Here is an 11,920-nt window from a genome sequence, read left to right as displayed (position 1 = left end):
GTATAATTTCATCAAAAGTTTTAAATGACCATATCACTATGGTTAAAAAGGAGAAAAAATGAAACAGATATTTGAAAAATTAACCCATCAAATGACTCAAGCTCTTGAGAGCGGTATTTCACTTGCATTACACAATAAAAACAGTGAAGTAGAGAAAATCCATGTGCTTTGGGCACTTTTAACCAACAGCAACTCTATACTAAACCAGGCATTAAACAAGATGAATATCGACAAAGCCGCAATAGAGCTTGAAGTCAAGTCACAAGCGGACAGACTCCCGAAAGTTTCAACTGTTACAAAAGAAAATATAAAAATTTCAAGAAACTTGGCTGAGAGTCTACAAAAGGCAGAAGGCTTGATGAACAGTATAGGTGATAGCTTTCTTGCAGTGGATACCTGGATATTGGCAAATCTCGAAGATGAGCCTTTTAAAAGTATATTTTCAAAATTCCTTGATCTTTTGGAGCTTAAAAAAAGTCTTGAAGCCATAAGAGGCGGAAAAAAGATAGAGTCTCAAAGCGCTGATGAAAATCTTGAAAACTTGGACAAATACGGTATAGATTTAACCAAAAAAGCACTTGAAAATGAACTAGATCCGGTTATCGGAAGAGATGAAGAGATTCAAAGGATCATGCAAATCCTTATAAGAAAAACCAAAAACAATCCTATACTTCTTGGAGAGCCTGGAACCGGCAAAACTGCCATAGTCGAAGGATTGGCTCAAAGGATAGTAGAAAAAGTAGTTCCTCTTAGTTTGCAAAATAAAAGAGTTATAGCACTTGATATGAGTGCATTGATCGCCGGTGCAAAATATAGAGGCGAATTTGAAGATAGGTTAAAAGCCGTTATAGATGAAGTAAAACAAGACGGCAATATCATACTTTTCATAGATGAGATTCATACTATCGTTGGCGCAGGAGCCAGTGAAGGTAGTATGGATGCGGCAAATATGCTAAAACCTGCTCTTGCAAGAGGTGAACTTCACACTATAGGTGCTACCACTCTAAAAGAGTATAGAAAATATTTTGAAAAAGATGCGGCACTTCAAAGAAGATTTCAACCTGTAAAAGTTGAAGAGCCAAATATCAATGAAGCTTTGCAAATCCTAAGAGGTATAAAAGAGAAGCTTGAAGCCCATCACAATGTCACCATACTTGATAGTGCTTTGGTAGCTGCAGCGAAACTTAGTGATAGGTATATAACAGATAGATTTTTACCTGATAAAGCGATCGACTTAATCGATGAAGCCGCGGCTGAACTTAAAATGCAGATAGAGAGCGAGCCTATGGAGTTATCCAAAGTAAAAAGAGAGATAAATGCACTTTTAGTTGAAAAAGAGGCTCTCAAAATGGATAAGTCCAAAAAAAATGATGAGAGGCTAAAAGAGATAGAAAAAGAGTTGGCTGATAAAGAAGAGCACAAAAGAGCCCTGGAGCATCAGTTTGAAAATGAGAAAAAAGTTTTTAATGAAATCGCTGAACTAAAAACAAAGATAGATGAGTTAAAAAGAGAAGCCGAACTTGCAAAAAGAAACAGTGACTTCAACAAAGCTGCCGAGATAGAGTATGGAAAGATTCCGGAACTCCTTAAAAAAGAGGAAGAGCTAAACGAGCAGTGGAATAAAATGCAAGAGAGCGGAACACTTTTGAAAAACAGTGTCGATGAAGAGATGATTGCAAAGATAGTTAGCAAATGGACAGGCATCCCGGTAACTAAAATGCTACAAAGCGAAAAAGAGAAAGTTCTGCACATAGAAGATGAGCTAAAAAAAGAGGTAAAAGGACAAGACACTGCCCTAAAAGCTGTCAGCAGGGCTATAAAAAGAAATAAAGCCGGACTTAGCAGTGACAATAAACCTATAGGCAGTTTCATGTTTTTAGGACCAACCGGGGTTGGTAAAACACAAACCGCTAAAACTTTGGCCAAGTTCTTATTTGATAGTGAAAAATCACTCATCAGATTTGATATGAGTGAATACATGGAAAAACATGCTGTATCAAGACTAGTAGGTGCGCCTCCCGGATATGTTGGATATGATGAGGGTGGACAGCTTACCGAAGCGGTTAGAAGACATCCGTACAGTGTACTTTTGTTCGATGAGATAGAAAAAGCTCATCCTGATGTTTTCAATATCTTGCTTCAAGTTTTGGATGATGGAAGACTAACAGACAACAAAGGTGTAACGGTTGACTTTAAAAATACCATTATCATTCTCACTTCAAACATAGCAAGTGCGAAGATAATGGAGTTTGTCGATCCAAAAGATAGAGAAAAGGCTGTAATGGATGAGCTGAAACTTCATTTTAAACCTGAGTTTTTAAACAGGCTTGATGATATAGTTATATTCAATCCTTTGGGAATTGAACAGATAAAAGAGATAGTTGACATCATGCTAAATGACTTAAGAGCAAGGCTAAAAGAGAGAGATATAGGGATATCTTTAAGCGACAATGCCAAAGCTTTGATAGCCGAAGCAGGTTTCGATCCGGTTTATGGAGCAAGACCTCTAAAAAGAGCTATATATGATCTTGTTGAGGACAAGATAGCTGAAATGATCCTTGAAGATAAGATAAAAGACAGCGATAGCATACTTGTAGATGAAGAAAACAAAGAGATAGTTATAAAGGTCAAATAATTTTTCAACCCTTCTGCAAAAAGCAGGAGGGTTGTATACAATGATATATACCAAAAACATATTTTAAAAGTTTTCTTTAAGAAAAAATAGATATTATCGTCCTAATTAGACAATGAAAAATTTTGCTCATCAAATGCGACTTAGTTGCGATTAATGAGTGATAATCATAAAATGCGCTAAAGATTTCAATATCTGAGTAAAACAAAGCTAAGGACTTTTTTCGATGAAAAAACTTATATTGCTATTATTTGCTATACATCTATTTGCATACGATGTAACAGTTTCAATTATTCCACAAAAATTTGTGGTTAACAAAATTGCTGGAGATAAAGCTAATGTAAATGTGATGGTATTGCCAGGAAATGAACCCGAATCATATTCGCCTACGCCACAACAACTCTTAAGCTTAAAACATTCAGTCATGTACTTCAAAATCGGTGTACCGTTTGAAAAAGCATGGATAGATAAATTTATAGCAATCAATCCAAAGATTAAAATAGTTGATTTTGAAAAAGGTATCAAAAAAGATAAAAATCCTCATATTTGGCTTGATCCTGTTTTTTTAATGCAAGAAGCTAAAACTGTGAGAGACGCTTTGATAAAAATTGATGCCAAAAACAAAAATTTTTATGAAAAAAATTATAAAAAATTTATATCAGAATGTCAAACAATAAATAATAAAATCAAAAGTTTGTTAAAGCCGATAAAGCAAAGAACTTTTATAATCTTTCATCCAAGTTTATACTATTTTGCAAAAAGATATAACTTAGATGAAATTGCACTTGAAAAAGAGGGAAAAGAGCCGGGATTAAGATATATGATGAGACTCATAAAAACGGCAAAAAAGAAAAATATAAAAATTGTTTTAACTTCGCCTGAGTTTTCTCAAAAGTCAGCCAAATTTATAGCTGAAAAGATAAATGGAAAAGTTGTCAGTTTTTCTCCGCTTGAATACAATATATTTGAAAATATACTAAAGGTAGCTAAGCTTTTAAATGAATATAATAGAAATTAAAAATGTAAGTTTTGCTTACAATGATGAAATTGTTTTAAAAGATGTAAATTTAACTATTCGAAAAAATGACTATCTAGCCATAATCGGACCAAATGGTGGTGGAAAAAGTACACTTGTTAAATTGATTCTTGGTTTTATAAAACCAACAAAAGGTGAAATCAATCTACACACCCAAAAGATAGGGTATGTTCCTCAATATACAAACTTTTCACTTGATATTCCTATCACTGTTTTGGATATCGTGCTTCAAGGAAGACTTAAAAGATACAAGTTTTTTTATAATGAGGAGGATAAAAAAGAGGCTTATGAAAAATTAAAACTTGTAAAAATGTTTGAATATAAAGATAAAAAAATTTCAGCACTGAGTGGAGGGCAGCGACAAAGAGTTTTAATAGCCCGTGCGATGGTTAGCAATCCTGAAGTTTTGATTTTAGATGAGCCCACAAGTTCTATCGATGCGCAAGGTCAAAGAGATATTTATGATATTTTAAAATCACTAAATATCACTAAGATAATGATTTCACACGATTTGAACTTTTTACTTGAAGGCGTAAATAAAGTAGCATGGGTAAATAGAAATTTAGTTTTACATGATGCACCGGATTTACATTTTCATAGAAAAGATGGACATTTTTGTGAAATCGACTTTATAAATGAAGTTCATAAATGTAATAGAGGTAATCATGATTGATATCATAACTCTCATACCAAACTCTTTTTATGCAAGTTTTCTTATCTCTGTTGCAGTTGCCATTATAGGAAGTTTAATCGTAATAAACAAATCAAGTTTTATAGCAGGAAGCATAGCCCATGGAAGTTTTGGGGGGATTGGGCTTGCTTTATACTTTGCTCTGCCAATTTTACTTATGACATCTTTTTTTGCTCTATTTTTGGCACTTATTTTATCATACATAACACTTAAAATTCCCCATAGAAGTGATATCATCATCGCAGTAGTATGGGCAGTCGGGATGAGTATAGGTATCTTATTTAGTGAACTCACTCCCGGATATAATGCAGGGCTTATAAGCTATCTGTTCGGATCTATTTTGACTATTTCTAATGAAGATATTTATATGATGATTGGTGTTGATGTGGCTTTGATCATTTTTATCTCTATCTTGTATCATCAAATTTTACTCATAAGCTATGATAAGGATTTTGCAAAGGTAAGAGGTTTAAATGTAGGATTGTTACATACTTTGCTTTTGGTTTTAGTATCATTAACAATTGTCATGAGTGTTAGAGCCATAGGACTTATTTTGATTATTGCTATGTTTACGATTCCACCGTTTATCGCTGAAAAATTTACCAAAAATTTTAAAAGCATGATGATGCTATCCGGAGTTTTATCTGCTATTTTTATGATAAGCGGTATATTTATCAGCTTTTATTATGATATTTCAGCAACTGCTACAATTATTTTGGTATCAACTGTTTTCTTCTTTATCTCTTTGTTTAAGAAATAGTTTTATTTGTATAATAAGTACTAAAGAGACAAGTCACTTTTATTTTTTATCACTTTTTTGACTCTTCCTCATTACAATTTGCTATACATATCTTTTTTAGCTGTATCTCTCCTCCGCAGTTTAAGAAGCATATATCATACTCTTTTTGACACCCACAGTCACTCTTGCACAATTTTTGCTCATTTTTTACAATTTGGCTAAAACTCTTTTTTGTAGGAGCTCTTGGTTCTTTTGGTTTTGTTCTTAGTGATTTTCTTATGATATATCTTAGATCGTTTGCTCTGTCACATGCGTAGCTGTCATGATTTGCCTTGCATTTGTCTCTAAAATAACTCCAGTCTTTATAGTTTTGGTCATATTCGTTTTGCCAGTCAAACATCCTAGCGTTATAATCGTTCAATCTTACAATGTATCTGTCATATCTTTTTGCATATTGTCTGTCTTCTATGGCTTTGATATCTTTGGCTCTTAAAAAAGCTTCGTTTAAACATTTGTTGTAATTGTTTTGGCATTTTGTATCACAGTCAGCTTTTTCATATCTACAAGAGTTCAAACACTGCTTTGCTTTATTCCCCACAGGAGGTATATAGATATTTTTTACGGTATATTGAGGTGCGCAACCGCTTATAAACCATACAAATACAGACAAACCAAAAATGTACTTTAGCATATCAACTCCTATATTTTTTAATAATCCTATAATATTTTTGTGAAATAATTGTAAAATTTATTTGTCTAACTGCAAAAAACTGTCTTTATGGATATGCTCAAATGCAGCTTTTAAAGAGATAAAAAGTTCATGGTTGTTTTCTTCCATCTCCTTTAGCATCTTTTTTGTATTGGATCTAGCATATGGCATCTTTACATCAAATCTAAAAGCCGGGCATGCTTCATCACCTACCAAAGGAAAGTCATTGAGTTTTGCGGCATCTATGAGTTGTCTTTCTCTAACGAGTATGAGAGGTCTTATCACTTCAAGCCCGTTTGATGCTTTATACTTTGGAGGCAGGCTTCTTAAGGCTCCGTTGTACATAAAATTCATGAAAAAACTCTCTACCGCATCATCAAAATGGTGTCCCAAAGCCACCTTGTTATATCCGCCTTTTTGTGCGGCGCTATATAGCGCCCCTCTTCTCATTCTTGAGAAAAAACTACAAAAGGATGAATTTTTTCTTATCTTCTCTTTTGCAAGTTCGAAAGTTTCCGTCTCATAAACTTCAAAAGGTATCCCATGCTCTTTGCAGTGACTCTCTAAAGTTGAAAGATCCTCACCCATGCCATAAGTCACACATATAGCTTTAAACTCAAACTTAAAAGGAGCGACTCTTTGTACATGAGAAAGTATATGAGCCAAAGTCAAAGAATCTTTTCCTCCACTAAGCCCTAAAAGAACTTTATCCCCTTCTTTGATAAGGTCATATTTGGCATTTGTTCTGCCGGTAATTCTAAGTAATTTTTTACTTATATTAGCTTTTTTCAATAATTTTATCCAATATAGAAATGATAAAATCAGCACTGTTTTTGGCTGAACTCTTTAAAAATTCATCAAAATCAAATCCGGCATCCATATCTGCCGCGTCACTTATAGCTCTAAGAACTAAAAAAGGGATATTTAAAGCATTTGCAACTACCGCTACACTAGCTCCCTCCATCTCCAAAGCACTTGCCTTGAAAGTTTCTCTTATCCACTCTTTTCTTTTGGTATCAGCTACGAACTGATCTCCTGTGGCTATGATACCCTCTTTTAGCTTTATGCCTTTTTCTTGTGCCACCTCTTTTGCCATCTTATTTAGTACCTTATCACTCTCAACATAAACAGACCCTTCAGGTACATACCCGCAAGGATGACCAAAAGCAGTGATATCAAGATCATGCTGACAAAGTTTAGTAGCAATCACCAAATCCCCTATATGCAAATCCTCATCAATAGCTCCGGCAACCCCGCTAAAAAGAAGTTTTTCTATGCCAAACTTTTCTATCATAGTTGTAGCTGTTAAAGCGGCAAAAACTTTACCTATTTTACTATAAGCTATGATGACTTCATTACCTTTATATATGGTTTTGTAGTATTTATTGTCAGCATATTCGATAGTTTCATACTCTTTAAAAAACTCAAGAAGAGGTTCGACCTCTTCTTGCATTGCACCCATGATACCTATAGTCATATTTTCTCCATATTTGTTGTATTAATTATTCATCCTAAGCATATACTTTTGAGTATAAGAAAGTTGCTTTGAAATTTGTATATGTATTTGCTCTTCTTCAAAAAGTTTCGCTTTTTTTATGATTTTTCCTTTTGGATCTATAACTCTACTTCCTCCCCAAAAGCCAAGTCCATCTTCAAAACCTACTCGATTGACAAATACCGTATGAGTTCCGCTTAGACTTGCGGTAGTTGAAAGTATGCTGCTCCATCTATGTTCGATCTCAAGTCCGTCATCTTCAAATCCTCTTGCCGGAGAAGCGGATATGACATATATGAGATCCGGTTTTATGGATACGATCTTATCTATGATCTTTGAATTCCACAAATCTTCACATATTACCATTACCGCAGTTCCGAATCTTGTTTCAAACTCTTCGAGACTATCACCTGCGAAAAAAAATCTTGCCTCTTGAAACATACCATAATTCGGTAAAGAATTTTTATGATATATTTGAACGATTTCACCTTGGGAGAAGTATATAGCACTATTAAAAATCTTATGTTTTTGCCTTAAAGCGACTCCTGCTATGATATCTATATCTTTGCTCAAATTTTTGATTTCACCAAACTCTTCTATCTCATAAGCATCCTCATAAACCAAATCCATCATACTGTATCCGTTGAGTGACAACTCAGGGAAAACTATCACATCCGAGTTTTCATCTATGGCTTTTTGAATATAGCAGATATGTTTTTTGATATTGTCTTTTGAGAGTTTAGGTTTGATTTGAGCTAAAGATATCTTCATGACACTACCTCAATTTGACAACTCTTGATATATATTTGCAAGAGATTGCATATCTGTTATGCTGTAAGTAGGTTTTTTTGTAACTCTTCTATTTATACCTTTTAGTACGCTACCGCCAAATTCGATGAACATATCAACATTGTTTTCTATATTTTTAATCGACTGCTTATAAAGTACGGGCATTACCAATTGCTTTGAAAGCAAAGATACGGCATCGGCTTTTGTCTCATAAATCTCTGAAGTAACATTTGATACAACCGGAGTTATAAATTCATCTTTTAAAAACTTTTCAAGATATGGTTTTAGTGCATCCGAAGCTTCGCTTAAGAGTGGGCAGTGACTGGCTACCGACATATTTAAAAGCAAGGCTCTTTTTGCACCAGCATTTTTAAAGACACTCTCCATATCCACAAGGTCACTTTTTATACCGGCTATGACTATCTGCCCGTCACTGTTGTAATTTGCAGGCCATATCTGTTTACCGTTTTCTCTTGCTGCTTCACATATCTCTTCAGTTTTTTCATCACTCAATCCTATAAGAGCCATCATGCCCGCTTCAAAATTTTGACAATTCTCAACCATCAGCTTTCCTCTTTGATGAACCAATTCCACGCCATCGAGATAATCCAACGCTCCAACACTTACAAGCGCTGAAAATTCTCCTAGAGAATGGCCCAAAGCAAATGATGACTTTATCATCATCTCATCTTCAAAAAGTTTATGTGCAATCGAGCTTACAAGCAAGATCGCCGGCTGGGTAAATTCAGTCTTTTCAAGCTTATCATTTTCCTCAAAAAGCAGCTTTTTAAAATCAACCCCTATCCTCTCACTTGCATTTTCTATCATCTCTTTTGCAACATCACTCTCATCGTAGAAGCTTTTTCCCATTCCAACTGACTGGCTTCCCTGTCCCGGGAATATAAAAGCTGTTTTTTTACTGTTTTTCATTACTTCTCCTGTAAGTTGTACTCATTTATCTTTTTTCTTAGTGTATTTCTGTTTATTCCAAACTGATCGGACATTTTCAATTGTGACTTGAATTTGTCAAATCCTGCCATTATAAGCGGCATTTCATATATATACAAATTGTTCCTGTAGTCATTTTTGCTTCCAAGCCTTTTATAAAAAAGATCCTGTAAAATCTGCATGATATCTTCTTCGCTCATCAACTCTTCCATAATGGCTTTGTAAATACTGAGTTTCAATGAATAACAATTTCTTTCAAGATCAAGCTTGATTTTTTTTATATCAACATTTATATCATTCAATCCGAAATCTTTTTTTGCGTCTTTCAAAAATTTGCTAGCCAAAGGATAAATATCCTCTTTTCTTTCCCTCAAAGGCGGTAGGTTTATACTCAGGCTAAAAAATTTATCACTTATTTTACTGAAAACAGTTTTTTGTGAAGTTGCAATTATCCTTGTTTTATTTTTTTGCAAGGCATCCAACAGTATATCGATATGTTTTATTTGATCGAAATCTTTAATTATGACATTTTTGTATTGGGATATGAGACTTGTTATGATATTTATATCTTGTATACCGCTGACAACGGGAGCATTTATGATATATCTAGCCAAGGTGGTCTTGCCGGTGCCCTCTTCCCCGGTTATTAGAGCATTTATCTCGAGGCTTTTTAGTAGATTCGCGGATTTGAGAGCCTCCTTGGAGGCTCTGTTTTTAGCTATAAAATTAACTGCATCCACAGCCGGTTCCACAGCCGCATGATTCTTCACCACCGCCTACTACACCGCTTGCTGCTTCGCTCTCAGTTGCGTCTCTTACGCCCAAAACCGAAACGTTAAAAGTCAAATCTTTTCCAGCTAACGGATGATTGAAGTCAACGACGACATTGTTGTCATCAAAACTTTTTACAGTTACCTGGACTGTTTCTCCATTTTCTCCCTGTCCGTAAAGAACCATTCCTTCTTGCAGATCGATACCGGCAAATTGTTCTTTTGGAAGTGTTTGAACTGCTTCAGGGTTAACTTCACCGTATCCTTCATTTGCAGGAACCTGAACTTCAGCTTTTTCGCCTGCATTCATCTGGGTCAATTTTTTCTCAAGACCGGGAATGATTTGTCCTTTGCCACTAACAAACTCCAAAGGTTCTTTTCCAACATTGCTATCTAAGACTTCACCTGTATTTGCATCTTTAAGTTCATACTCAAATGATACTACTTTATTGTCACTTGTTGACATATTTTCTCCTAATATAAATATAGAAACCGATTTTAACGAAAAATAGATTTATTGTAGATTAATCCATACTCTTGTATCTATCTTTAAGTATAAAAAACCTAAAAAAGTTTTAAAATGCAAAAGAGAAGGATTACTTTGATCTTTTAACTAATTTTGCTACTTTACTTTTTGGATATTTTGCTATAAGAATATCTTTAAATTTCTTTGCATTTCTTTTGTCACCTAATTTTTTGAAAGAAATGTATGTATGATACAGTAAAGTCGGTGTAAAACTTGCCTTATCATAAAGTGATATACTTTTTTTATAATACTCTATGGCTTTGGCATAATGTTTTGTTTTATAGTTGATTTCACCAAGATAAAAATTGCTTGTTGCGGGGAGATATCTTTTTTTGATGGATGCTTTGAAAAGTTCCGCTGATTTGATATAATTTTTTCTCTCAAAATTTGTTTTTGCTTCCTTAAATATAACACTTCCTTTTTTTGAAAGCACTGTTTTGGTAGCTAATTTCTTTTCGAGTATCGCTATCTTTGTGTCAAAACTATCCTGTATATTTTTTAATTTCTCATCAAGTATATCTTTTGAAACATAAGAAGAATTTATAGAGTCTATCAGTGAACTCAGCTCGGAAAGCACCAATTTCACTTTTTTATTGTTTTCTATCTGTGTCTCTTTGGTGGCATTTAGATCATCTTTTAACGCTTGGAGTTCTTTTGTGCTGTTTTTGTCATTCAGTTTCAATTGACTTATGGATTGTTCTATTTTGTAGATTCTGTTATTTTGGGCCTCAACGACACTTTTTATACCATCGATCTTTTCTTGCATATCATTAAGTTCCGTTTTAACAAAACTGACATTGGTCGATAGTGTCTTGACCTCTTTTTTGTTTTTAAGGATTACTTTTTCACTACTTGTTAGACCGTAAGGATTTGGTGCATCCAAGTCACCGGCACCAAATGCCGATGGCTCAGCTGCATATACTGCTATACCAAGTAGAAATATTATGATATATTTATACATAAAATATTATGGTAAAAATTTAAATTCTACTCTTCTGTTTTTAGCCCAGCAAGCTCTATTATGCTCAGTACAAACTGGATTGCTCTTACCGTAACTTATGATCATAAGTCTGTTTGCATCAACTCCAAGAGTTACAAGTGCAGATTTTACGCTTTTTGCTCTTCTTAATCCCAAAGCATAGTTGTACTCATCACTTCCCCACTCATCACAATTTCCTTCAAGTTTAACGGAAAAATCTTTTGCATCATCTGAGTTTACTATATTTGCATCTTCCTCTACTAAAGGTTTTTGGTCTTCTCTTATATTGTATTTATCAAAATCAAAATGAATGATTTTTGTTTTTTGCTCTAGTTGAGCGATTTTATAATTGACATCATTGCCGTTATTGTTCATATTATTGACTGTTTGTTCACTGCTTGTATCCATTGAATTGCTCATGCTGGAAACTTTTGTATCAGCAGATTTTGCATTTTGATTTGCATTCATTTCACTTTTTTTAGTCATATCGACTTCCGGAGTTTTTTTACTACAACCTGTAAAAAGCAACAACGCAGTACCTACACTTATAAGAACTAATTTTTTCACACTCTATCCTTTTTTAAAAAATTTCTCTTATTTTAGCAT

At 34.1% G+C, this 11,920-nt stretch carries 13 protein-coding genes; 4 read left to right on the top strand and 9 right to left on the bottom strand.

The annotated features are described in order from the left end of the window. The first annotated feature begins 58 nt into the window (after window positions 1-58). From ACZ47B_RS01720 to ACZ47B_RS01705, 4 genes are all read left to right on the top strand, one after another. Window positions 59-2,635 (top strand): ATP-dependent Clp protease ATP-binding subunit, encoded by a 2,577-nt coding sequence (locus ACZ47B_RS01720; RefSeq protein ID WP_464894953.1) that lies wholly within the window; start codon window positions 59-61, stop codon window positions 2,633-2,635. 223 nt (window positions 2,636-2,858) lie between these two features. After that, window positions 2,859-3,650 carry a metal ABC transporter solute-binding protein, Zn/Mn family gene (locus ACZ47B_RS01715; protein ID WP_464894952.1) on the top strand — a complete coding sequence of 264 codons (792 nt, stop codon included), beginning with the start codon at window positions 2,859-2,861 and terminating at the stop codon, window positions 3,648-3,650. Next, complete coding sequence (locus tag ACZ47B_RS01710; RefSeq protein WP_464894951.1) at window positions 3,631-4,341, top strand: metal ABC transporter ATP-binding protein; 711 nt, start codon at window positions 3,631-3,633, stop codon at window positions 4,339-4,341. Before ACZ47B_RS01715 ends, ACZ47B_RS01710 begins: the two co-directional genes overlap by 20 nt. Next, on the top strand, window positions 4,334-5,119 hold the full coding sequence (locus ACZ47B_RS01705; protein WP_464894950.1) for a metal ABC transporter permease: 786 nt from the start codon (window positions 4,334-4,336) through the stop codon (window positions 5,117-5,119). Before ACZ47B_RS01710 ends, ACZ47B_RS01705 begins: the two co-directional genes overlap by 8 nt. Before the next feature lie 49 nt (window positions 5,120-5,168). Here the strand turns inward: ACZ47B_RS01705 and ACZ47B_RS01700 are convergent, their stop codons facing one another. From ACZ47B_RS01700 to ACZ47B_RS01660, 9 genes are all read right to left on the bottom strand, one after another. Beyond that, window positions 5,169-5,789, bottom strand: coding sequence for a hypothetical protein (locus tag ACZ47B_RS01700; RefSeq protein ID WP_464894949.1), 621 nt, complete (start codon window positions 5,787-5,789; stop codon window positions 5,169-5,171). 57 nt (window positions 5,790-5,846) lie between these two features. Continuing rightward, complete coding sequence (locus tag ACZ47B_RS01695) at window positions 5,847-6,599, bottom strand: tRNA 2-thiocytidine biosynthesis TtcA family protein (protein ID WP_464894948.1); 753 nt, start codon at window positions 6,597-6,599, stop codon at window positions 5,847-5,849. Further along, complete coding sequence (locus tag ACZ47B_RS01690; RefSeq protein ID WP_464894947.1) at window positions 6,586-7,284, bottom strand: 5'-methylthioadenosine/adenosylhomocysteine nucleosidase; 699 nt, start codon at window positions 7,282-7,284, stop codon at window positions 6,586-6,588. Before ACZ47B_RS01690 ends, ACZ47B_RS01695 begins: the two co-directional genes overlap by 14 nt. Before the next feature lie 21 nt (window positions 7,285-7,305). Beyond that, complete coding sequence (locus ACZ47B_RS01685) at window positions 7,306-8,073, bottom strand: nitrilase-related carbon-nitrogen hydrolase (protein ID WP_464894946.1); 768 nt, start codon at window positions 8,071-8,073, stop codon at window positions 7,306-7,308. Window positions 8,074-8,082: 9 nt separating this feature from the next. After that, on the bottom strand, window positions 8,083-9,021 hold the full coding sequence (fabD, locus tag ACZ47B_RS01680) for an ACP S-malonyltransferase (RefSeq protein WP_464894945.1): 939 nt from the start codon (window positions 9,019-9,021) through the stop codon (window positions 8,083-8,085). Further along, complete coding sequence (locus ACZ47B_RS01675) at window positions 9,021-9,809, bottom strand: sigma 54-interacting transcriptional regulator (RefSeq protein WP_464894944.1); 789 nt, start codon at window positions 9,807-9,809, stop codon at window positions 9,021-9,023. The genes fabD and ACZ47B_RS01675 overlap by 1 nt, the downstream gene beginning before the upstream one ends. Then, window positions 9,766-10,275, bottom strand: coding sequence for an FKBP-type peptidyl-prolyl cis-trans isomerase (locus ACZ47B_RS01670; RefSeq protein WP_464894943.1), 510 nt, complete (start codon window positions 10,273-10,275; stop codon window positions 9,766-9,768). The genes ACZ47B_RS01675 and ACZ47B_RS01670 overlap by 44 nt, the downstream gene beginning before the upstream one ends. A gap of 130 nt (window positions 10,276-10,405) precedes the next feature. After that, entirely contained in the window at window positions 10,406-11,296 is an 891-nt protein-coding gene (locus ACZ47B_RS01665; RefSeq protein WP_464894942.1) for a tetratricopeptide repeat protein, read from the bottom strand. Between the two features lie 6 nt (window positions 11,297-11,302). Next, on the bottom strand, window positions 11,303-11,881 hold the full coding sequence (locus tag ACZ47B_RS01660) for an OmpA family protein (RefSeq protein WP_464894941.1): 579 nt from the start codon (window positions 11,879-11,881) through the stop codon (window positions 11,303-11,305). Window positions 11,882-11,920: the final 39 nt, after the last annotated feature.

It is taken from the genome of Thiofractor thiocamini, assembly GCF_055384375.1.
This window is presented reverse-complemented; position numbering and strand designations above follow the sequence as displayed.